This window comes from Pseudaminobacter soli (ex Zhang et al. 2022) (assembly GCF_014595955.1).
GTDB lineage: Bacteria > Pseudomonadota > Alphaproteobacteria > Rhizobiales > Rhizobiaceae > Kumtagia > Kumtagia pseudosoli.
The window spans coordinates 157,008-179,117 of record NZ_JABVCF010000006.1 but is presented as its reverse complement, the minus strand read 5'-3'; the positions used below and the strand labels follow the sequence as shown (position 1 = coordinate 179,117).

Sequence of the window (22,110 nt, the reverse complement as noted above, 5' to 3'; positions counted from 1 at the left end):
TCTTTCATCCGCTGCGTGCGTCTAATGACGCCTCAGGCGTCGGTGCGGCAGGGTGTAGCAGGCCCTCGGCCTTGAGGTCCTGCCAGAATGCGGCCGGGTTGTCAGCTTTCATCAGTTCTAGGTTGCTGACCACCTCGGACACCCTTTGCCCGCCCGGGATCACGGACACGACGGAATAATGCGCGAAGGGGAAGCGCAGGGCGGCTTCGATGAGCCGCACGCCGTGGCGGGCGCACATTGCTTCGATGCGCTCGACACGCTTCAGGATCTCGGGCGGCGCCTCGGAGTAGTTGTACATGGCGCCGGGCTTCGCGCCGGTCGCAAGGATGCCGGAGTTGTAAGGGCCGCCGAGTACGATACCGATGCCGCGCTGTTCGCAGAGCGGCAGAAAACTGTTCAGCGCCTCCTGTTCGAGAAGCGTGTAGCGTCCGGCGAGCAGGAAAATGTCGAAGTCGCCGCGTTCGGCCAGCGCCTGGGCCATCTCCCACTCGTTGATCCCCGCGCCGAACGCCTTGATCACGCCCTGGTCGCGCAGCGAGACCAGCGCATCGTAGCCGGAGGCCATGAACTCCTCGATCCGCGCGTCCGCCGTTTCCTTGCTGCCGTGGGTGAAGATATCGAGATCGTGGGCGAAGAGGATGTCGACGCGGTCGACGCCCAACCGCTCGAGCGAAGCCTCGAACGAGCGCAACACGCCGTCGCGGCTGTAATCGTAGACCTCGCGGCGCGAGGGCGTGTCGAAGAACTTACCGATGCCCGTGCGCTCCTCGGGAGCGCAGACCTGCAGCAACCGGCCGATCTTGGTCGAGAGCACATAGTCGTCCCGGCGCTTGCCGCGCAGGAAGCGGTTCAGCCGTGTTTCGGACAGGCCGAGGCCATAGAGCGGCGCCGTGTCGTAGTAGCGGATACCGCCGTCCCACGCGGCCTCGAGCACCGCCTGTGCCTCGTCCTCGGAGATCGGCCGATAGAGGTTGCCCAGTGGTGCTGAGCCGAAGCCGAGTTCGGTGAAATCCAGCCCCCCATTGCCCAGCCGATCGAAATGCCGAACCCTCATGGAACCTCCTCCTCCAACTGGACCGGGAGACTAGCACAGACTGGTTCGGTCAAAAGTGGCCGGGAACATTGGACAGAGTTTTTCCCCGTTGCTAGCTACCGAAACATAACCATTGAGGACAAAGTGGCAGAGAAATTCAGAAGCAAGTTCTGCGCCGATCCTTCTGCCGCATCTTCAAGGAGCTCTACCGGCGCAACAAGGATCTCATGGCGGAACTCTCATGAGTAAGTTTCAACGCCAAATGAAGGCCGCGCTTTCCGAACTCGGCGGTGCACTGACCGGAGTGGACGAAAGCGCGATCGAGGCGGGCTGCGAGACACTGGCGCGGGCTCGGCACATCGGGGTCGCGGGCTGCGGGCGCGAACTCTTGCAGATGAAGGGCTTTGCGATGCGGCTCTTCCACCTGGGCTTGCCGGTTTCGATTGTGGGCGACGTGACGATGCCGCCGCTCGGGAAAGGCGACGTTTTCCTCGTTGCTGCCGGCCCCGGCGAACTTGCCACAATGACCGCCCTGATGAACGTCGCCAAGAATGCCGGCGCTTACAACCTTCTGATAACCGCCCAGCCGGAGAGCAGCGCCGGGCGCCTTGCAGATTCCATGATCGTCATCCCGGCCCAGACCATGGCGAGCGACCAGGGCGAGGCGAAAACTTCCGTCCTGCCGATGGGCTCGGTCTTCGAGGGCGCCCTGTTCGTTCTGTTCGAAGTGATGGTGCTGAGGCTGAAGACGCTGCTCGGCGTGTCGCCTGAGGCCATGCGCGCCCGCCACACCAATATGGAGTGAACAATGCGCTACGAACTGATGCTGCCGCACCAACTCCGCACGGCGATCGCCGAGAACTGGCCGGTCGTGCTGCCGCTTGGCGTGCTCGAATACCACGGCGAGCACATGGCGGTCGGAATGGACACGCTGGCGGTCATCAAGATGCTCGATCTCGTCGAGCGCGAGATGCCGATCGTGATACTGCCGCCTTTCTATTATGGCGCCGCGAGCTATGCGGTGGCGCCGCCGGAAGGCAGCGGCTCGGTACATGTCGAGAGCAGGAGCCTGGCACCGTTCGCAGAAGATCTCTTCTTCTCGCTGCTGAGGATCGGCTTCCGCAACATCCACGCCATCATCCATCACCAGACCGAGAACTTCGTCGCGGGCATGCCGACCGACCTCGCTTTCAAGACGGCCGGAAGGCAGGCGATCTTCCGCTTCCTGGAAAAGGAGCACGGCGAGGGCTGGTGGGGCGACGAGGCTTCAGCCAATTACTATGCCGATCACGCAGCGGGCGCCAATCCGTTCAACTGGGTGCAAGTGCACCCGCTGATGTCGCCGGATATCTTGGCAAACTATCCGTTCGACCATGCCGGCGAGGGCGAGACGTCGCTGATGCTGGCGCTTTGTCCCGAGGCCGTCGAGATGGAACGCGTGGACGAGAACCAGGGCTGGTACACGGCGAGTGCGAAGGATGCGAGCAGCGAGATTGGCGAGCGTGGCCGCGACATGATCCTACAGCGGCTGCGTAAACTGCTCGGCTGACACGCCAGCCGCCTACTTCACCGCGCCCGCGGTCATGCCCTTGATCAGATAGCGCTCCAGCAGCACCCCGATGACGATCAGCGGCAGGATGGCGGCGAAGGAGAGCGCCGCCATCGCCCACCAGTTGATGCCCTGGCTGCCCGTCTGCGAGGCGACCATGACCGGCAGCGTGTTGGCATGAGTGGACGTTAGCAGTGCGGCGAAGAAGTACTCGTTCCAGGTGAGTACGAGGCTGAGGATGAAGGCCGCGACCATGCCGGGGAGTGCGATCGGCAGGATGACGCTGAAGAAGGCGCCCCAGATCGAGAGGCCGTCGACGAGAGCCGCTTCCTCGAGTTCTGTCGGGATCGACTCGAACTGGTCGCGCATGATCCAGATGACGATCGGCAGCACCGTCAGCGTGTAGAGAAGGATGAGGCCGATCTGCGTGTCGAGCAGCGCCAGTTCCTTGTAGAGCACGAGGAATGGCAGGGCGAGCACCACCGGCGGAAGGATCAGTTGCGACAGGAAGAAGAACGAGATGTCGGCATTCTTCATGAAGGTGAAGCGATAGGAGAACCGCGACAGGCCATAGGCCGCGAGCGAGCCCAGGATCACCGCGATCGTCGATGACGCCACGGCCGCGATCGCCGAATTGAAGAAGCGCTTCAGGAATTCGCTGCGGACCGTGCTCTCCGCGCCGATCGTATCGGGCGACAGGCCGAGCGAGCGCCAGCCGAGCCAGGCCGGCTGGTAGTCGACCCACGGGATCAGCGCGCCCTTCATCACGTTGGGCGCGATCTTGAAGCTGGTCGTCACCGTCCAGTAGATCGGGAAGAGGCACACGATCGCCCAGGCGATCAGCAGCAGGTATATGACCGTCCTGCCGGCCAGCCGCCTCGCCCTAAAGGACGCATCGCCGTCGCTGTCGCGAAAAATCTGCTCTTTCATGTCCGGGGCCTCGCGAGGCGTTCGGCGAGCTTCATCAGGATCGTCATCACGATGATGATGATCACCAGATACACCATGGCGAGCAGCGTCCCGTAGCCCACATTGGAGCGATCGCGATATTCGCGGAAGATGAAGGACGTCACCGTGTCGGTCGCGCCGCCGGGGCCGCCCGCGGTCAGGTTGATGACGATGTCGGCCAGCTTCAGCTTGAAGATGATGCGGATGAGGATGGCGGTGATCGACACCGGCAGCATCAGCGGGAAGGTGATCTCCCAGAACGTCTTCCATGGGCCTGCGCCGTCGACCTTGGCTGCCTCGGTCAGTTCCTTCGGGATCGCCTGCAGCCCGGCCAGGATCATGATCATCATGAACGGAATGAACGTCCAGGCGTCCAGGACCATGATGGTCAGCCGGGCGATCTCGGGCGATCCGAAGAAGGACGGGTTGTCCCAGCCAAGGAAGCGGGCGAAGCCCGCAATCGGACCGAAGCGCAGTTCCAGCATCGACTTCCCGATCATCCAACTGACGGCGACCGGCGACAGCATCAGCGGCAGCAGGAAGGCCACGCGGAAGAATTTTCGCGCACGGATTTCGGCGTTGAGAAGCAGGGCGAGGCCGAAGGCGATGGCGTACTCGACCAGGATCGCCAGCGAGTACCAGACCATGTTGCGAAGCGCGTTCCAGTAGAACGGGTCGTTCCACATCTGGCGCACATTGTCCAAGCCGTTGAACTGGCGCCCGACCGGCGAGGACAGGTTCCAGTTCGAGAACGCGATGACCAGGCCGAACAGCAGCGGGAAGACCGTCAGAGATACGACGAAGAGCGCCGCCGGAAGTACGAAGAGCGTGCGCTTGCCGTGCTCGCCGCGGATCAGCACCTGGCTCCAGCACAGGCAGATCGCCCAGAGGATGTAGGCATGGAGTGTCGGCCGCCAGGTCTCGAAGCCGAGATCGGCATAGCCGAGGCGCTGCGCCGTCTGCGCTATCGCCACCGCTGCCAACAGGGCGGCCGAGCCCCATACGATGCCACGGCCGAATCGCTGCCGTCCCTCGGAAATATCGTCCGCGGTCACGACGTGAAGGAGATCGCCCTGGCTCATGTCTTAAATGGTCGGCTGGCGGGTTGCATGATGTCGTTTCCAGGGTCCGGCGCGGAAATCCGCGTCAACCCGCCGGAAGGGCAGGGTGCGCGCTTGGCGCACGCACCCCATTTCTCAACTCACAGGCCCAGAGAGGCCTTGTAGAGCTTGATCTGGTTCTCGCGGCCGATTTGGTCGGTGATCTTCTCCCAGGCTGCGGCGATTGCGTCCGCCGTCTCCTGCGCCGACTTGTACTGGCCGGCAAACCCCTTCGCCAGTTCGTCCTCGGCGACCGAGTAGTACTGGAAGATGCCGGGGATACGGGGTTCGATCGCCGCATTCGGGTGGTTGTAGCTGTCGAGGTTCGAGCCGAGATAGTCCTCGATGAACGCGCGGTCGTAGCCCGCCTTCTCCCACTCGTCGTACTGGAAGTGTGACTGGCGATAGGGTTGGAACCCGGACGGATAGGCCGAAGTCCAGAGGCTCAGTTCCTTGCCGCCGAGATGGGCCGCCGCCGACCATGCCGCCTTGCGCTTCTTCTCGTCGCCGGAGACGCGGTTGGTCACGTAGATGCCCCAGCCGATATAGGCCATGTTCGGGGCGAAGTTGCCGCCTGCCGGCGTTTCCCATTCGCCCTTCTTGGCGTTGTAGACCCTGTCCGATCCGGGCAGGATCGAGAAGCCGACGACATCGCCGACGACGGAGGTGTCGGAGGTGCGGGCATTGGAGCCGACGTCGCCCCACCAGGTCAGCGCCGCGCCGGTGCCGGCGAGGAACTGCTGGAATGCCGTGGTGCCCGGGTCGGCATTGATCTGGTCCGGCGGATAGGCGCCGGCGGCGATCAGGTCCATCACGTCCTGGATGGCCTGCACCCAGCCCGGGTTGTTGACGAGCGGCTTCATGGTGTCCGGGTCGAACAGCCAGGCCTTCTCGTCCGGGTGCTTGACGTAGGCGGTCGCGCGGTCTTCGAGGAAGTAGAAGCCGAAGCCGCCCCAGCCCTTCATCGGGTCGAGGAAGCCGTAGGCATCCATCCCGGTCAACGGATCCTTCTGGCCCTTCACCTTCTTGGAGAACTCGTTGACCTGCTGCCAGGTGGTCGGCATTTCGGTCAGGCCGGTCGCCGCGGTGATCGCCGGGTCGGTGAAGTAGTCCTTGCGGTAGGCGAAGGTGTGGCAGTCGCCGTCGATGGTGACGCGGTAGGTCTTGCCGTCCCAGGTGCCGACCGGCGGCTTCAGGTAGCCGACGAGGTCGTCCGCCTCGATCTGCGTCTTAACCCAGTCGGGCATCTCGTCGAGCAGGCCCTTGCCCGCGGTGTCGCCCTCGAAAGGCGCGCCCATCTCAAGGACGTCGAAATCGACGGTGCCGGTGGCGATCGACTGCTGCAGGCGGGCGTTGTAGTCGGCCTGGGCGAGGTCGATCCAGTTGATCTTGGCGCCGGTATAAGCCTCCCACGGCTTCAGGAAGCCGCGGAACAGGAAGTTGTGCAGGTTCTGGTTGTTGAGGCCCATGAAGGTGAGTTCGACGCCGGCGAATTCGCCCTCCTTCACACTGGCCTTCGTGGCGGCGAGACAGAGTTCGCCGACCTTCTGCCAGTCTGCGTCCGTCGGCGAGCCTTTGCCTACGCCCGGGATCTGCAGGATCTGGGCACGCAGGTCGTCCTGCGCCGCAGCGCTTTTCGTCATTGCGCCAAGGCCGGCTGATGAGAGAGCGCTGAGCGCGGCCACGCTCGCGGCCCCCTTGAGCACGGAGCGCCGTGTGGCACCCATGCGCATGAGATGGTTGTAGATGTCGACCTTCATGTCATTTCCTCCCAGACATGCTGCTGACCATGCAGAGTTCGGCGGCCGTGGCCGCCATCTGCAAGATCTTTCCCCCTATTGAGATCCAGAACGGGCGAACCTCCCAGCGGCCCGTTCGGTAGCGCAACGTCTTAGATGCGCCTGTAGAGCATCACTATTCTCGCAAGTCAGTCCGGTGTCAACGAGGGGCCGAGCGGCGATTCGCTTCATTGCTGCACGAACTTATAGTCTATCAGGCTCTGCTGTAGACTTGGGCGAGAGGCTTCGATAGCTTCCGCGAAAAATGGCGTGCCAGTGGGGGAGAGATGGCGCAAGTAGCAGTCCGCGACGTGTCGAAGGCGTTTGGCGCGGTGAAGGTGCTTCACGGCGTCAATGTCGACATTCCGGATGGCGCCTTCGTGGTCCTCGTCGGCCCATCCGGCTGCGGCAAGTCGACCTTGCTGCGCATGGTGGCGGGCCTCGAGAGCATCACCGGCGGAACGATCTCCATCGGCGACAGGGTCGTCAATCACCTGCCGCCGGCCCGACGCGACATCGCCATGGTCTTCCAGAACTACGCGCTCTATCCGCACAAGACGGTGGCGCAGAACATGGCGTTTGCGCTGAAGCTCAGGAAGACTGACCCCGCCGTCATCACGGAGCGCGTTAAGAAGGCGGCGGAAATCCTTGATCTGACGCCTTATCTCAGTCGATATCCCCGCCAGCTCTCGGGCGGTCAGCGCCAGCGCGTCGCCATGGGGCGAGCGATCGTGCGCGATCCGCAAGTGTTCCTGTTCGACGAGCCGCTCTCGAACCTCGATGCCAAGCTGCGCGTGCAGATGCGCACCGAGATCAAAGAGCTCCACCAGCGCCTGAAGACCACCACGATCTATGTCACCCATGACCAGGTCGAAGCCATGACCATGGCTGACCGGATCGTGGTGATGCAGGCCGGGCGGATCGAGCAGATCGGCGCGCCGCTGGAACTGTTCGATCGGCCCGCCAACACCTTTGTCGCCGGTTTCATCGGTTCGCCGGCCATGAATCTGCTGAAGGGCAGGGTGGCCGGCGGCGCGGTGGAAGTAGAGGGGTTTCAGTTGCCGCTCCCGCCCGGAGCACAAGTCACCGAAGGCCAGGAGGTTCTCTACGGCATCCGGCCGGAGCATTTCGAGCGCACGCCCGATGGCTTCTCGGCCCGCATCAGGGTCGTCGAGCCGACCGGCTCCGAGACGCTCGTATTCCTGCGGTTCGGCCAGGGGGAGATCGTGGCGCTCTTCCGCGACCGGCACAATTTCCAGCCGGACGAGACGCTGGCATTGCGTCCGCGACCCGAACTCGTTCATCTGTTCGATCCGGCCACGGGCAAGAGGCTCTGACCGTCTCGCCCCAAGCCGATGACAAAGACACCGGGAGGAACTGAATGCTGAAGGGTATCAACCCGCTTCTCAATGCGGACGTGCTGCGCGCGCTGCGGGCGATGGGGCATGGCGACGACCTGATCATCGCCGACACCAACTTCCCCTCCGACTCGGTGGCGCGCCAGACCCGGCTGGGCAAGCTGCTGCGGATAGACGCCAGCGCCGCCGAGGTCGCGAAGGCCGTTCTCTCGGTCTATCCGCTCGACACCTTCGTCGACGATGCGGCGGCACGCATGGAGATCGTCGGCAAGCCGAATGAGGTCCCGCCGGTGCAGCAGGAGGTTCAGCGCGAGATCGACGCCGCCGAAGGCAAGCCGTGGCCGATGATCTCGATCGAGCGCTACGCCTTCTATGAGCGCGCCAAGCAGGCCTATTGCGTGATCCAGACGGGCGAGAGGCGGTTCTACGGCTGCTTCGCGTTCCGCAAGGGCGTCATTCCTCCGGATGCGGTCTGACCCCATGTCCGGAAAGCCGGTCGTCATTCTCGGCGTCTTCGTCGCCGATACCGCGTATAGGGCGGCCCGCCAGCCTCGGATGGGCGAGACGCTGCTCGGCAGCGGCTTCAAGCTCGGGCCGGGCGGGAAGGGCTCGAACCAGTCCGTCGCAGCGGGCCGGCTGGGCGCTGACGTGACCTTCATCACCAGGCTCGGTCGCGACCCCTTCGCCGACATGGCCAAGGCGACCTGGCGCGATGCCGGTGTGAAAGCTGCTGTCATCGAGACGCCGGAGAGCTACACCGGTGCCGCCTACATCTTCGTCGAGGAGACGACCGGGAACAACGCGATCATCGTGTCGCCGGGAGCCGCCGGCCTCATCTCAGCCGACGACATCGAGGACAATGCCGAACTGATCCGCTCCGCAGGGGTGTTCGTCACCCAACTCGAGCAGCCGATCCCCGCCGCGCTGCGCGCGCTTGAGATAGCGCGGAAGGCGGGGGTTGTCACGATCCTCAATCCCGCGCCTGCCGCCGCCCTGCCGGAGTCAGTCTTCGGCCTCTGCGACTATGTCACCCCGAATGAGACCGAGACCGAGGAATTGACCGGGATCAGGGTGGAGTCGGTGGAAGACGCCCGCCGCGCCGCCGATGCGCTGCTGCAAAGGGGAGTGGGCGCCGCCCTGATAACGCTAGGGGAAAGGGGGGCGCTGCTTCACACGAGGAACGGTTCCGAGATGATCCCTGCCTATGTGGCAGGCCCAGTGGCGGAAACCACGGGCGCGGGGGACGCCTTCAACGGTGGATTTGCCGCCGCTTTGTCGCGTGGCTACGAGCCGGTCGAAGCGGTGCGCTTCGCCTGCGCCGTCGCAGGCATCTCGGTGACCAGGCCCGGCACGGCGCCTTCCATGCCGACGCTCTCCGAGGTGGAGGCGCTCCTGGCGCGATGAGCGCCAGCATCCCATGGACCTAGCTCGATTGGGGAACGATGTGGTTCTCCGGCTGACTCAATCGGACCCCTTCGACGTCCGCTTCACCAGCAAGATCCTGCGGTCGAACCACGGCCGCAGGAACGGCAGCGCCACCGACCCGAACATGCCTAGCATCTTCATCTGCAGGCCGGGATAGATTGCGAACCGGCCGCGATGCAGCCCGGCGAGAGCCGCCCGCGCCACCTCGTCCGCGCTGCGCATGCCGCCGGCTCCGATCGCGGCATGCGCCTCGGGCGGACGCAGTGAACGCTCGGCCAGGAGTTGGGGCGTTTCCGTGTCCGGCGGGAAGCAGATGGAGACGGTGACACCGTAAGGCCTGGCTTCCGCTCGCAACGCCTCGGCGAAGCCGGCGACCGCGTATTTCGACGCGCAATAGGCGGTGTATCCGTACACCCCGATCAGGCTCAGGCCGGAGCCGACCATCAGGATCTGTCCGCGACGCCGGGCCTTCATGCCCGGATAGACGGCGCGGACGGCGTTCACAGTCCCCAGCAAATTGATCCTGATCTGGTTCTCGAATTCCTCGGAGGTGACGGATTCGAAGCGGCCGGGAATGACGATGCCAGCGGACGTGATCAGGGTGTCACACGGGCCGAGCTCGCGCTCGCATTGTTGGATCGCCGAGCCGAGCGTCGCGGCATCGCCGACATCGGCAGGCTGTGCCGCAAACCTTTGGCCGTGCTTGCCGAATTCGGAGACGAGCGCCTCGCGCTGTGCCGCGAGCGCTGCTTCTGTCCGTGCTATGACCGTCACGTCGTCGCCGCGAGCGGCACTCGCGCGAGCCAGGGCGGCGCCGATGCCGCTCGAACCTCCGGTGATGATGACGTGTGCCACGATCCGCTGCCTGTTGCGGTGCGACTAGCATGGGAAGGTCCGTCGCGCCAGAACTGCGCCTTGGATAGAGTGACAGCAAAGCTTGCGCTGATGTTCCGAAATTGCGTAGAGGCAAGTATCGGCGGCCTGCCTGAGGGGGCAGTCGTCGATTGAGTGATTCCGCAGGTGCGGAATCGTGAGTGGGGACTTCTTGCGTTTTGGCGACCTTCGGGCATGGCTGGTGGCTGGTCGCGGCAACCTTCGTCGTCGCAGTGGCCGTGACATACCTCACCGATCGCTTCGCTCTGCCCCGCAAGGTGGCAGCAGGTGCTCTTGGCGAGCGCCAGCCCGGGCAGGCAGTGATCGACATGGCCGCGCGCATTCCCGCGGTAGCCTTGATCTATGCCCTGTTCTTCGCGATCTCGTGGCGCCCGTATTACGCGCTGACTGCAGTGGTGAGTACCTTCTTTATCTTCACCGCTATTTCACGTGCGAAATACGAGTTCATTCGAGAGCCGCTGGTCTTTTCGGATATCGCACTGGTTCTGCTGGTGTTCCGTCACAAGACCATGTTCTACGCCACCTGGCTCAATCTGGTGTTCTGGTGTGTTGCGCTCGGCTACGTGTTCGGGGCCTCGGCGCTTTTCATGATCTATGAGCCGTCGTTGCTTCCATCACAGGGGCGTTTAATCCTGATTTCAGGCATGGTGATGGCGGCGGCCGCGCCCTGGCTTTTTCTGTATCAGCCAGGGTACAGACATGCGATCTCGCGCATTTCCTCGGCCTTGACCGGCAAGGATGGCGCAATTGCTCTCACCGCCAGGCTCGGCACGTTCGCGTCTGTCCTGTATGGATTTCTCGCCTGGCTGAAGGAGCCGACAGCCCCGGTTTCGGTTCCGGCTTCGGCGGGGGAAGGCCGTGATCTGCCGATGCCCAACATCGGCAAGGGGGAGGAGGAGAATCCGCTCCTCGTCGTCTGGCAGTCCGAATCGTTCATGGACATGCGCCATTTCGGTGTCTCGCCGCTGTCTCTGCCCAACCTGGACCGCCTGAGAAGCCGCGCGGCCGAATGGGGCCGCATGTCGAGCATCTTCGAAGGTGGCTATACGCTGCGAACGGAGTTTTCGGTCATCACCGGCTTACCCCCGGACGATCTCGGCCCGGATGCCGCTCACCCTTACCTCCGAGCCGGTGCGTATTCGGAAGCCGCCTGGCCGAATCGCCTGCGCCGCGCGGGATGGTCCACCCGCTTCCTTCACCCCTACGACCGGCAATTCTTCTCGAGGGACCGCGCCCTGCCGCAACTCGGCTTCGAGACGCTTTCCATGCTGGAAGAATTCGAGAAAACGGGGGGCGCGGCCGGCGCTTACGTAAGTGACATGACGTTGGCCGAGCGGGTCCTTGAATACTGCCGAGAAGGTTCCAAGAGCACTGGGCAGTTCATCTTCGCGGCCTCGATCGAGAATCACGGCCCTTGGCAGCCTGGCCGCCACGAGGGATGCAAGCACCCGCTCGACATCTATCTCGCGATCCTCCAGCGTTCGGACGAAGCCCTCGGCTTCCTGGCAGACGAGTTGGACCGGCTCGACCGTCCGGTGTGGCTTGCCTTCTACGGCGATCACGCCCCCTTGCTTAAATCCTTCTCCGATCCCTTTCCCGATCCCCGGACCGACTATCTGATTGTGCCGCTCGCTCGCGCGGGTGCCGGATCTCGGCCGGCCAAGACAGCGACGGAAAAGGCTCCCTGGCAGATCATAGCCGATACGCTGAGGCACATGGCAACTGAGCAGTTCGACAGGCGGGCAGTGGAGGCCCGCCAATGACGCCCGGAGCGAAGGGCGAGACAAGATCGCCGCGTGAGACCTTTCTGTTCCTTCAGGGGCCGTCCTCGCCGCTCTTCGCGAGGATCGCCGACAAGTTGGAGGCGCTTGGCCACCGTTGCATCCGGGTCAATCTCTGTGCGGGTGACTGGATGTTCTGGCGTCGGCCGGGCGCAGTCAACTATCGGGGTCGCATCGAGGACTGGCCGGCCTATGTGGCGGCGCTGATGGATGCACAAGGTGTGACCGGCATCGTCCTTCTCGGCGAAGAGCGGCCGCATCACGTCGCAGCGATCATGGCCGCCAGGGCGCGCACCATCAAGATCTACACCGTGGAGATGGGATATCTGCGCCCCGACTGGGTAAGAGTCGAGATTGGCGGGAGCGGCCACCACTCGCATTTTCCGGCGGACCCGGACGCCATTTTCGAGGCCGCCAGACACCTGCCGGAACCCGAGTTCGCGCCGCAGTTCGAGCACAGTTTCTTCTACGAGGCTGTCTATGACCTGATGTTCAACCTTCCGAACGTCTTCCTCTGGTTCCTCTATCCGCACTACCGCTGGCATGCGATCTATCACCCGCTGGCGGAATATGCCGGCTGGATCGCACGTCTCATGAAGGCGAAGCGACGCACACGGGAGCGCGAGGAAACGCTGAAGAAGGTGCTCGCCGACGACGCTCCTTACTTCATCTTCCCCCTGCAATTGGAGACGGACTACCAGATCAGGTCCTATTCCACCTTCCGGAGCCAGTTGGAGGCGATCGACCTCGTCATCGGGTCGTTCGGGGCGAATGCGGCGTCGAATTCCCGGCTGCTGGTGAAGGTCCATCCGCTCGACAATGGCCTCGTCGACTGGAAGGCGAAGGTATCCGATCTGGCGGAAAAGTACGGTGTTCCCGACCGAGTGTTCTTCATCGACGGCGGCAATCTTACCCGCATGCTCGCAGGCTCCGCCGGCGCCATCACGATCAACTCGACCGCCGGGCTCGTCTGTCTCCAACAGGGACGTCCGCTCAAGACGCTGGGCCTCGCGATCTATGACATTCCCGGCCTGACCTCGTCCCTGCCGATCGACCGCTTCTGGCAGGAGGCGACAACGCCCGACGAGGCGCTATTGAACGCGTTCATCCGCCTGATAGCCGTCACGATCCACGTGCGCGGCAACTTCTACTCCCAGAAGGGCGTGAACGCCGCGGCCAAGGCGATTGCATGGCGCTTCGACGAGGGCTCGGTCAACGAGCCCGGCGGCTTCGTCTCCAAGCCGCCGCGCTCGCGGCCCTTGAAGTCAGGCGCTAGCCTGACCGAGCGTGCCGGCTAGCTTTCTCCGGCCATCCTGCGCAGCACCGCCTCGATATCGACGGAACCGACGCCGAAGTTCCGGGAAACCAGCGCCTGCAGCTTCTCGGCCGTGGTCGCGACGGTGAACTCGATCTGCTGGGGCGTGTGCTCGCTCGTGATGAAAAAGCGCAGGCGCGCCAGGCCCTCGGGCACCGCCGGGTGGATGATCGGCATCACGTTGATGCCTGCCGCAAGAAGATCGTTCGACAACTGCGCCGCGCGCATAGAGTCGCCGACGATCAGGGGGATCACCGAGCAGCCGACGCTCACCCCTGTGTCCAGCCCCCGCGCCCGGGCAAGTTCGAAGAACAGCTTGCCGTTGCTCTGCATGCGCGCGACGCGTTCCGGCTCGCGGTCGATGAGTTCTAGGGCGGTCCGCGCGCTGGCGGCCAAAGCCGGCGCTAGGCCGACGCTGTAGACGAAGCCACCCGCGGCGCCTTTGAGCAAGGTGACGAGCGCCTTGCTGCCGGCAATATAGCCGCCGCAGCTCGCGGTCGTCTTGGAAAGGGTGCCCATCCAGATGTCGACGTCGCGCGGATTGCAGCCGGTGTGCTCCGAAGTACCCCGGCCGGTTTTCCCGATAACGCCGAGTGCATGGGCCTCGTCCACCATCAGCCAGAAGCCAAAGCGCGACTTCAGCTCGATCAGTTTTGGCAGGTCGGCGATATCGCCGTCCATGGAGTACACGCCCTCCACGACGACGAGCACGCGCCTGTATCGGCCCTCGGTCGACTGCAGGATCTTCTCCAGTTCCGCCACGTCGTTGTGCCGGAACCAGCGGCGATGCGCGCCCGAGAGCTTGGCGCCGACGAGAGCGCTGTTGTGGATGAACTCGTCATGGAGGATGAGATCTTCCGGGCCGAGCAGGGTGCCGATCGTCGTGACATTGGTCAGGTAGCCGCTGACGAAGACGACGGCGGCTTCGGCTTCGTAGAAGGAGGCGAGCTTCTCCTCCAGTTCGTGATGGGCCGGACGCTCGCCGGCGACCACCCGGCTCGCCGAAGCGGAGATGCCGTAACGCTCGATGGCATCCTTGCTGGCACGGAGCACCTCGGGATGCCTGTTGAACCCGAGATAGTCGTAGGACGCGAAATTGATCAGCGACCTGCCGTCGACCACCGTGGTAGCGCTGGCCGCGCCCTCGTGGCTACGGAAGAAGGGATTGCCGATGCCAAGCAATTCCCCGGCCGTCTCCTGGGCCATGATCTGCTTGTATTCGGGCAGGTCGGAGAAGGCTGTGGCCGCATGCGCCACCGACGGAGAGGGCGCCCGCGTCTGGCGCCTCTGTGCGCCAGCACGTGCATGGTCCTTCATGAACGATAGGACCTGATCGCGGACGAGGGAGGGATCACCCTCCTTGCGCCGGCCCGTCATTGTGCGCCTGCCTGAGCGCGGTTGGCGTGGAGCGCTGCGAGGTGGTCCACGACCATCGCGTCAACACCCTGCTGCTGCGTAGGTTCGGAGCGTTCGACCACCTTCTGATAAAGCTTTCGCGCCACGTCCCCGACCGTAGTGCTTTGCGTGACACTCGAAAGGGGCATCTCGAATCCGGTCTTCTGCCGGAAGTTCATTCCGAGTTCCATGGCCATCAGGCTGTCCAGGCCGATGTCCTTTATGACCTTCAGCGGAGAGATATCGCTCGCCGGAATCCTCAGGATCGAGGCGATCTCTGTTGCCACGAGTTGGAAGATCGCCTTCTCGCCTGCTTCCGGCGCCTTGCCGGCGACCAGCGCTGCAAGGTCGATCGTATCGCCGTCCGCACCGGAGACCTCGCCACGCGACGACCGCGCAACGATCTCGAACAGCGGACCGGATACGGTCTTAAGATTGCGCGCCATGCCCATGTCGATGTCCGCGATGGCGACCACGGCAGCGTCCACGTCGCCTGGATCGCGGGCGATGTAATCGTCCACGTACGCGAGCGCCTGGGCGGCTGTCATCCCAGTCTTGCCGATGCGCTTCGACAGGATTTCGTTCACGTCGGCATTGCGCGTGAGGAAACCCGTGTCGGAGATCGCCCCAAAGCCGACCGCCAGCGCAGGCAGGCCGACCCGGCGGCGCTCCTTGGCCAGACCTTCGAGATAGCCGTTGGCCGCGACATAGTTCGCCTGGCCGGGATTGCCGACAAGGGTCGTCGCCGACGAGAACATGATGAAGTTGTCGAGCTGGTCGCTCCGGGCCAGCCGGTCGAAAATGGCCGCCCCCTTTGCTTTCGGCTCGACCACGGCACTGACGCGCTCCTCCGTGAGGTTCTCGATCATCCGGTCGTCGAGCACCATCGCGGCGTGGACGACCGTCTTCAGCGGGCCATCCGAGCGGATTGCGTCGAGCATCGCACCGACCGCGGACTCATTCGTGATGTCGCAAGCATAAAGCTTGGCGGTCATACCCTGGGCTGCCCACTTCTTCATCGCCGCCGTCGTAGCTTCGTCAGCGACGCCGCGGCGCGAGCAGAGTGCAACCTTCTTCGCGCCCTTATCCACGAGCCAGTTGGCTGCGCCCAGCCCGAAGCCCCCGATCCCGCCGAGCACCAGGTGAATTCCGTCGGCATCGATCTTGAGGCCGGGGCCTTGGGCTTTCCGGACGGTGTCCACGCCGGCCGCCGGCGGCACGACCACGATCTTTCCGATATGGCCGGACGACTGCATGAGCCTGAAGGCGTCGACGATCTCGTCAGCCCGGAACGCGCGATAGGGCAACGGCGTCAGTTCGCCCTTCTCGAACATCGAGGACAACTGCGCCAGAAGCGATGCGCTGAGCTCTGGCTGGGCATTGAGCAATTGGTCAGCATCGATGCCGAAGTAGCTGATATTCCTACGGAATGGCCTGAGTCCGATCTTCGTGTCGCCATAGAAGTCGCGCTTCCCGAGCTCAAGGAAACGGCCGAACGGCTTCAGCAGCGACAGGCTGCGCTCCATCGCCTCCGAGAAGAGCGAGTTGAGCACCATGTCGACGCCGGCTCCATCCGTCACCGACAGGACGTCGTCGACGAAGTCGAGGCTGCGGGAGTTGAAGACATAGTCGGCGCCGAGCGTCTCCAGGAGCCGGCGCTTCTCCAGCGAGCCCGCGGTGGCGATGACCTTGGCGCCGCGGCTTTTCGCGACACTGAGCGCGGCGAGCCCAACGCCGCCGGCCGCGCCGTGCACGAGCACGGTTTCTCCCTCCCTCAGTCGCCCGAGTTCGACCAGCGCATAGTAGGCGGTCAGGAAGGCGACCGGCAGGGTGGCGCCGGCCACCGGGTCGACGCCGTCCGGCAGTCTCGCGACACCCGAGCGCTTGACGCGGACGTGGGTCGAGAAGGCTGCCGGGGCCACCGCCATGACGAGGTCGCCAGGGGCGAGGTCGCTCACCTCGGCGCCGATTGCCACGACTTTGCCGGCACACTCCATGCCGATCGTCGGGCCGGCGAAGCCATCCTCGAGCGCCTCCTCGGGCAGCATGCCCATGGCCCACATGACGTCCCGGAAGTTCAGGCCTGCCGCCGCCACTTCGATCAGCACTTCGTCGAGGCCGGGCGAGGGGACGGAAGTCTCCTCCCAGACCAGGCTCGTGACCTGCGAGGTCACGTCCTGACGGATCGTGGCCGCGGAGAAGCTGGACGTCGCCAGTTGGGCGTTGCTCAACGGGCCAGGTACGACGCGAACCTCGTCCGCGTCTCCGGTTGCCGCATCGAGCGCCCATTCGCGGTTTCCGCTGGCCTGAGAGATCAGCGACAAGGCGAGTTCCGCCCGCTCTGCCAGGTCGGATTTTGCGGTATTGGTCAGTTCGACCCAATGCACCTCGATCCCGGGGAATTCGTTCCGCAGGACGCGAGCATAGGCATGCAGGCCGTCGCTGCTTGCTGCCGAATGCGAGAGTGGCGGGACATCGGTAGTGGCCGAAGCGACTCCGGCATGCTCTTTTGCGACGAGGATCGCAAGCTGCTTCCGCCTTTGCCCCTCGTCGGCTCCGTTTTCAGGCACACCGTCCAGCAGTCCCGCGATCATGCCGAGCTTCATCACGTTCGAGGCGAGCCAGTTCGATCCGTCCCCTTCGACTTGTTCCGGGATGAATATCAGTCTGGTGTCACCGTCGAGCTTCTGGACCGCTTTGGAGATAAGGTTTCTGTCGGCTTCGGAGTGGCCGCCGATCGCCACGGCTGCAATGAGCGAGCGGTCGAGATCGGCCTTGGCCTTCGACAGGACATCCGCCGAGGCAACGAGCAAGCCGCCGCTGACTTCATGCGCCGCAGTGCGCGGCGCACGCCGCATGGCTATCCCTTCGATCGAAACGACGGCGCCATCGGCAAGTTGGTGTTGTACGGCCGACCCATCATCCACCTGGAGGGTGCGCAGCAGTGCGCTCCAGTCATCAACATTCGCGAACTGGCCGACAGGGAAGTCGACATCCTTGCTGCGGTCGAACCATCCCGGCATAAGCCCATGGATGAAGTCCGCCAGAGGCCCCGCATCGGGAGCGCAAAGCAGAAGGCGCGTCGCTGGCCCGAGCAGCGGCTCCACATCGGCGTCGGAACTAAGCAGTGAGAAGGCGTGGTCGGCGGCGCTGACGATGATATCCGCATGTCCGACCGAACGGGTCTCGGAGGGCTTCACAACGGACACTTCCGGCCTGTGCTCGAAGGCAATGCTCAGTTCATCGAACGCTTCCGGCCGCGTTTCGACAATGACGAGCCTGCTGCCATGCCGTGCCGCGGTCCTGGCCAGACTCTCGGAAAGCGACCGCGATACGGTGCCAAGTTCAACGATCGTGCGAACGGGAGCGTCGTGACGCAGAGCCCCGACAGCTTCCTCGAGCCCTGCGGTCACCATCTTCGCCCGCGCCGAGGCCGCCGGAGCACTTGCCCGCAAAGCTTCCAACGTCGTCTCGCCGACACCTTGCGAGCCCGAGCGCGCAGTGTCTTCTGTGCCGGTGGAATCCATCGCGGACCCGCGGACCTCGAGGCGCGACAATGCCTCCGCATAGACGCCATTGATCGCGGTGATTTCGGCAATCCGGTCCGGGCGCTCCCGATAGATCACGTTCAGAATGTCTGACACCGGAGGGAGCGAACAGTCGCTCTTCAGCGCCCAGCCGGTTTCGTCCTGCTCGGCGAGCCCGATATCGACCAGGGTGTTCAGGCAGTTCGAGAGGAAATGCTGGAAATCCTGATCTCCGGGCAATCGGTGCGCAACCGCCAGTCTTGGGCCAGTGCAGAGCCTGCGTGCGATATCGTAGCAGGACCGGAAGACCGCAGCCTCGAGCATTTGCGAGGAACCGTCTCCCTGCTCCTGACCCTCTGACTTGATGAAGGTCAGCGAGCGCGACTTGCTGTCGGCCCGATCCAACGGCTTGCGCAGGCTCAGGCTGCTAGGCACTCGGGCCTGATGGTAGCTGACGCTGGCGAGCGGCTTGCGCTGGCGCAGATAGGTCCGCCGGAAACGGCAATCCTCGAACCTCGCCACCACCTCGCCGCTTTCGTTGACGAAGCTGAAATCCGCCTGGATCGAACTGCGGGAAGCCCGTCGCGTGTCGATGCGGGCTCCTGTGACGGTTTCTCCGATGCGATAGATCCGCGCCGAACCGATCCGGACCGGGACGTAGGGAGCGTCGCGCATCTCGGCCGAGGTATCGGCGAATACCCCGAGCAAGCCGTGGAAGACCGCATCGACCGAAACCGGATGCAGGCTGTATTCCAGATAGGGATTGCGGGTCGGCAGTGGGGGCTTGAGGGAAACCTCGGCATGTCCCTCGCTGACTGGGATTGCCTGGGCGAGCAATTGGAAGCTCGGTCCGTAGTCGAGACCGAGCTTGCGGGCGGTCTCATAGACTTCGGAGCCGCTCAATTTCTTCGCGATGCGCTTGACGGGGGCGACGCGCTCTGGCTCGGCCGAACTGATCTTGCGGCACCTCGCCATCGCATGAAGCGTCCAGTCGTCGCTGCTCAGGCGATCGCGTGACCTGATCTCGATGTCGCCGGTCGACGGGGAGATCGTGGTGGAAAGTTCCCGCGTCTGGTCCGGGGACAGGTCGAGCGGGCGAACGATCTCGAGATTGGAGATCTCGATCCGATCGGAGGTCAGGAACTGGCGGGCGGCCGACACGGCGATGTCGAGGAATGCGCTTCCCGGAAGAATCGCTTTCCCGTCCACCACATGCTCGGCAAGGTCCGGGAAGAGCTGCGCGTCGATGTGGTTCTTCCAACTGGCTCCCGAAGTGTCGACCCGCCATCCGGCAAGCGTGTAGGGTGTGTTCTGGCGGCCATAGAGGTCGACCGAATCGGTCGTGAACTCGTGGCGCATCTCCACGGATTCGAAGGGAAGCGGCGGGAGCACGACCCGCGCATCGCGTGAACCGAACGCCTTGGCGCGATCGAATGCGCCGCCATTGGCGATGATGCGCGAATAAACGGCCGAGACCGGGTCGGCGGGGCTTTCATCGCGCAGAAGAGACGGGATCGTGGCTGCGGCCGTCGCCCGCTCGCGGATCGTCTCCCTGAGGTAGGTCGACAGGATGGGGCGAGGTCCGACCTCGAGGAAGAGGCCGCAGCCGAGATCGAGCGCGCACTCGGTGCCGCCAAGAAAGTTCACCGGCTCGCGAACATTGCTCCACCAGTACTCCGGATCAAGGGCGGTTCCTGACAGGATCCCACCAGTTACGGTCGAGATGAACGGGATCTGGGTGGGCCTGAGCGCGATCTGCGCCATGTCTTCGAGGAAATCTTTCCTGGCGACCTCGATGAGCGGATGGTGGAAGGGGTAGTTGATGTCGAGGACTGAGCCGACCAGGCGCTCGGCCTTCATCTTCTCCTTCAACGCTTCGATCTGCTCGCTGGGGCCCGATGCCGTGATCGACGTCTTCGAGTTGACCGCAGCAACGACCAGGTGGTCGAGACCATGGCGCTCGAAGAATGCCTGCGCTTCCTCTGCTCCAAGTTGCAGCGCCGCCATCCTGCCCAATCCGGCGAGGCGATCCTGGTGGTACGACCGCTTGGCGATGACGGAAACGGCGTCCACGAGCGAGAGGGCCCCGGACACATAGGCCGCCGCAACCTCGCCGACGGAGTGTCCATAGACCGCATCGGGACGCACGCCCATCAGTCCGAGCACGTCCGCGAGCGCTGCCTGGATCGCGAACAGCATGGGCTGCGCGATCTTGGTATCGCGTAGCTTCGTCTCCAATTCGGGATCGAGCAGAAGGTCGGCGAGGCTGATATGCGAGCGGACCTGGAACAGCGCATGGATGACGTTGAAGCGATCGCGGAACGCCGTGTTGCGTCGATAGGCATCGATGCCCATGCCCGCCCACTGCGAGCCGTTTCCGGAAAAGACGAACGCAATCTTCGCCTGGTCGCGCAAGGCCTCGGCCTCGCTTGCTTCCTGCGCGTCGCGTCCCCGCACACGCGCGTCGAGGGCCTTGGCGATCGCCTCCGGATCGTCGGCTGCCACGGCGAAACGATGCTTCATATGTGGCCGGTTGGCCCCGGCCGAAGCGATGATCCTGCGGCGCTCCGCCGGATCGGCATTACGGATCGCATCCCGGTAATCGGTGAGTAGCGCCTCGAGGGCCGATGCCGTCTGGGCGCTGGCAAGGAAGACCTTGCCAGCCGGCTCTGCCTGGCGAGGCACACGGATTTCCTCAGGATCGCTGATGATGACGTGCGCGTTGGTTCCGCCGAACCCGAAGGAATTGATGCCCGCGAGCCGCGCATGCTTCCCGCGCAAGAGCTCGATCGGCTCTGCAGCAACGTGCACGTTGAGCGCGTCAAAGTCGACGGCCTCATTCGGCGTCTCGAAATGCAGCGACGCCGGAAAGCAGTTGTTCTCGAGCGCGAGCATCGCCTTCATCAGGCCCATGAGGCCGGAGGCGGGCTCGGTGTGTCCGATATTGGTCTTGATGGAGCCGATCGGAATCGGTGCACGGCGAGCCGCCCCGACCACGGTTCCGATGGACCAGATTTCGGACGGATCGCCCACCTTGGTGCCGGTTCCGTGGCCCTCGATAAAGGCAAGGCGGTTGGCGTCGATGCCGTTGCGCTCGTAGAGCGACTTCAGCAACTGCGCCTGGGCTTTTTCCGAAGGCAGCGAGATGCCGTTCGTCCGCCCCGCAGAGTTGACCGCAGTCGCGAGAATCCGGGCGAAACTGTGGTCTCCGTTGGAACGGGCCTGGTCGCTACGGCGAAGGATGACGACCGCGCCGCCTTCCGCGCGCACGTAGCCCATGCCCTCATTGTCATAGGCGCGGCAGAGCCCCTCGGGTGACAGCATCCGCGCCTGGGCGAAGCCGACGAAGGGCAGGGGATGGGTCAGTGCATTGACGCCGCCGACGATCGCGGTGTCCACTTCTCCGGCTTCGAGGGCCTTCACGGCGAGATCGAGCGCGACGAGGGAGGACGAGCAGGCCGTGTCGACGGTAAGACTCGGCCCGTTCAGCCCGAACACGTGCGAAATGCGGTTGGAGACGATCGACAGCGTATTGCCCGTCATGAAGTAGGGGCTCGCCGCTGCCGGATCCTCGACCACCAGGTTGCCGTGATCGAGTGCCGAGGCGCCAACATAGACGCCGATCCGCTGCTCGCGCAGGGCGGCATAGTCGAGATTAGCGCTTTCGAGCGCCCGCCAGGTGAGATGGAGGACCATCCGCTGCTGCGGATCCATCATCTGCGCTTCGCGCAGGCTGAGGCCGAATACCGCCGCATCGAACTTGAAGCAGTCGTCCACGATGCCGGCAGCAAAAGTGTAGGTTTTGCCACGCGTACCGATCTGCGGGTGCCAATAGCGGGACTGGTCCCACCGATCGGCGGGCACCCGGGTGATCATGCAGCGGCGCTGCCGCAGGACCTCGAAAAGTTGCTCAGGTGAATCCGCGCCCGGCGCAAGGACTGCGCGACCAATGATTTCTACCGACATCTGCCTTACGCCGCTGTACTCAGAATGTCACCGATCGCTGT

Annotated in this window: 14 protein-coding genes; 7 read left to right on the top strand and 7 right to left on the bottom strand. The window is 64.0% G+C overall.

Annotated elements, in window-relative coordinates:
- Positions 1-4 precede the first annotated feature (4 nt).
- Positions 5-1,054 (bottom strand): aldo/keto reductase, encoded by a 1,050-nt coding sequence (locus HUI96_RS12980; protein WP_188255080.1) that lies wholly within the window; start codon positions 1,052-1,054, stop codon positions 5-7.
- Between the two features lie 220 nt (positions 1,055-1,274).
- Between HUI96_RS12980 and HUI96_RS12975 the strand changes: the two genes are divergently transcribed.
- Positions 1,275-1,838, top strand: coding sequence for an SIS domain-containing protein (locus HUI96_RS12975; RefSeq protein WP_188255079.1), 564 nt, complete (start codon positions 1,275-1,277; stop codon positions 1,836-1,838).
- Between the two features lie 3 nt (positions 1,839-1,841).
- A complete protein-coding gene (locus tag HUI96_RS12970) occupies positions 1,842-2,582 on the top strand; it encodes a creatininase family protein (RefSeq protein WP_188255078.1) in 741 nt (246 codons plus the stop codon).
- 12 nt (positions 2,583-2,594) lie between these two features.
- On the opposite strand, the gene HUI96_RS12965 is transcribed toward HUI96_RS12970, so the two are convergent.
- The 3 genes from HUI96_RS12965 to HUI96_RS12955 form a co-directional block, all read right to left on the bottom strand.
- Positions 2,595-3,512 carry a carbohydrate ABC transporter permease gene (locus HUI96_RS12965; protein WP_188255077.1) on the bottom strand — a complete coding sequence of 306 codons (918 nt, stop codon included), beginning with the start codon at positions 3,510-3,512 and terminating at the stop codon, positions 2,595-2,597.
- Positions 3,509-4,612 (bottom strand): carbohydrate ABC transporter permease, encoded by a 1,104-nt coding sequence (locus HUI96_RS12960; protein WP_188255076.1) that lies wholly within the window; start codon positions 4,610-4,612, stop codon positions 3,509-3,511. The genes HUI96_RS12965 and HUI96_RS12960 overlap by 4 nt, the downstream gene beginning before the upstream one ends.
- A gap of 119 nt (positions 4,613-4,731) precedes the next feature.
- Complete coding sequence (locus tag HUI96_RS12955; protein WP_188255075.1) at positions 4,732-6,390, bottom strand: extracellular solute-binding protein; 1,659 nt, start codon at positions 6,388-6,390, stop codon at positions 4,732-4,734.
- 305 nt (positions 6,391-6,695) lie between these two features.
- Between HUI96_RS12955 and HUI96_RS12950 the strand changes: the two genes are divergently transcribed.
- From HUI96_RS12950 to rbsK, 3 genes are read left to right on the top strand one after another with little or no spacing between them, the layout of a single operon-like run.
- On the top strand, positions 6,696-7,745 hold the full coding sequence (locus tag HUI96_RS12950) for an ABC transporter ATP-binding protein (RefSeq protein ID WP_188255074.1): 1,050 nt from the start codon (positions 6,696-6,698) through the stop codon (positions 7,743-7,745).
- A gap of 44 nt (positions 7,746-7,789) precedes the next feature.
- Positions 7,790-8,242, top strand: a complete 453-nt coding sequence (locus HUI96_RS12945; protein WP_188255073.1) for an RbsD/FucU family protein — start codon at positions 7,790-7,792, stop codon at positions 8,240-8,242.
- Between the two features lie 4 nt (positions 8,243-8,246).
- Positions 8,247-9,170, top strand: coding sequence for a ribokinase (rbsK, locus tag HUI96_RS12940; RefSeq protein WP_188255072.1), 924 nt, complete (start codon positions 8,247-8,249; stop codon positions 9,168-9,170).
- 57 nt (positions 9,171-9,227) lie between these two features.
- On the opposite strand, the gene HUI96_RS12935 is transcribed toward rbsK, so the two are convergent.
- Entirely contained in the window at positions 9,228-10,046 is an 819-nt protein-coding gene (locus tag HUI96_RS12935; protein ID WP_188255071.1) for an SDR family NAD(P)-dependent oxidoreductase, read from the bottom strand.
- 179 nt (positions 10,047-10,225) lie between these two features.
- On the opposite strand from HUI96_RS12935, the gene HUI96_RS12930 reads away from it, so the two are divergent.
- On the top strand, positions 10,226-11,848 hold the full coding sequence (locus HUI96_RS12930; protein ID WP_337918297.1) for an LTA synthase family protein: 1,623 nt from the start codon (positions 10,226-10,228) through the stop codon (positions 11,846-11,848).
- Positions 11,845-13,164 carry a capsule biosynthesis protein gene (locus HUI96_RS12925; protein WP_188255070.1) on the top strand — a complete coding sequence of 440 codons (1,320 nt, stop codon included), beginning with the start codon at positions 11,845-11,847 and terminating at the stop codon, positions 13,162-13,164. Before HUI96_RS12930 ends, HUI96_RS12925 begins: the two co-directional genes overlap by 4 nt.
- Here the strand turns inward: HUI96_RS12925 and HUI96_RS12920 are convergent.
- Together HUI96_RS12920 and HUI96_RS12915 are read right to left on the bottom strand one after the other, a co-directional pair.
- Positions 13,161-14,558 carry an aminotransferase class I/II-fold pyridoxal phosphate-dependent enzyme gene (locus HUI96_RS12920; RefSeq protein WP_188255069.1) on the bottom strand — a complete coding sequence of 466 codons (1,398 nt, stop codon included), beginning with the start codon at positions 14,556-14,558 and terminating at the stop codon, positions 13,161-13,163. The two genes, HUI96_RS12925 and HUI96_RS12920, sit on opposite strands and share 4 nt — an antisense overlap.
- Positions 14,555-22,069: a type I polyketide synthase gene (locus tag HUI96_RS12915; protein WP_188255068.1), complete on the bottom strand. Its 7,515-nt coding sequence runs from the start codon at positions 22,067-22,069 to the stop codon at positions 14,555-14,557. Before HUI96_RS12915 ends, HUI96_RS12920 begins: the two co-directional genes overlap by 4 nt.
- Positions 22,070-22,110 lie beyond the last annotated feature (41 nt).

What these genes read in the sequence shown, in the direction of transcription:
- HUI96_RS12925 (WP_188255070.1), top strand. Translation starts at nt 11,845, where the DNA reads ATGACGCCCGGAGCGAAGGGCGAGACAAGATCGCCGCGTGAGACCTTT.
- HUI96_RS12970 (WP_188255078.1), top strand. Translation starts at nt 1,842, where the DNA reads ATGCGCTACGAACTGATGCTGCCGCACCAACTCCGCACGGCGATCGCC.
- HUI96_RS12960 (WP_188255076.1), bottom strand. Translation starts at nt 4,612, where the DNA reads ATGAGCCAGGGCGATCTCCTTCACGTCGTGACCGCGGACGATATTTCC.
- HUI96_RS12915 (WP_188255068.1), bottom strand. Translation starts at nt 22,069, where the DNA reads ATGTCGGTAGAAATCATTGGTCGCGCAGTCCTTGCGCCGGGCGCGGAT.
- rbsK (WP_188255072.1), top strand. Translation starts at nt 8,247, where the DNA reads ATGTCCGGAAAGCCGGTCGTCATTCTCGGCGTCTTCGTCGCCGATACC.
- HUI96_RS12965 (WP_188255077.1), bottom strand. Translation starts at nt 3,512, where the DNA reads ATGAAAGAGCAGATTTTTCGCGACAGCGACGGCGATGCGTCCTTTAGG.
- HUI96_RS12945 (WP_188255073.1), top strand. Translation starts at nt 7,790, where the DNA reads ATGCTGAAGGGTATCAACCCGCTTCTCAATGCGGACGTGCTGCGCGCG.
- HUI96_RS12920 (WP_188255069.1), bottom strand. Translation starts at nt 14,558, where the DNA reads ATGACGGGCCGGCGCAAGGAGGGTGATCCCTCCCTCGTCCGCGATCAG.
- HUI96_RS12950 (WP_188255074.1), top strand. Translation starts at nt 6,696, where the DNA reads ATGGCGCAAGTAGCAGTCCGCGACGTGTCGAAGGCGTTTGGCGCGGTG.
- HUI96_RS12975 (WP_188255079.1), top strand. Translation starts at nt 1,275, where the DNA reads ATGAGTAAGTTTCAACGCCAAATGAAGGCCGCGCTTTCCGAACTCGGC.
- HUI96_RS12955 (WP_188255075.1), bottom strand. Translation starts at nt 6,390, where the DNA reads ATGAAGGTCGACATCTACAACCATCTCATGCGCATGGGTGCCACACGG.
- HUI96_RS12980 (WP_188255080.1), bottom strand. Translation starts at nt 1,054, where the DNA reads ATGAGGGTTCGGCATTTCGATCGGCTGGGCAATGGGGGGCTGGATTTC.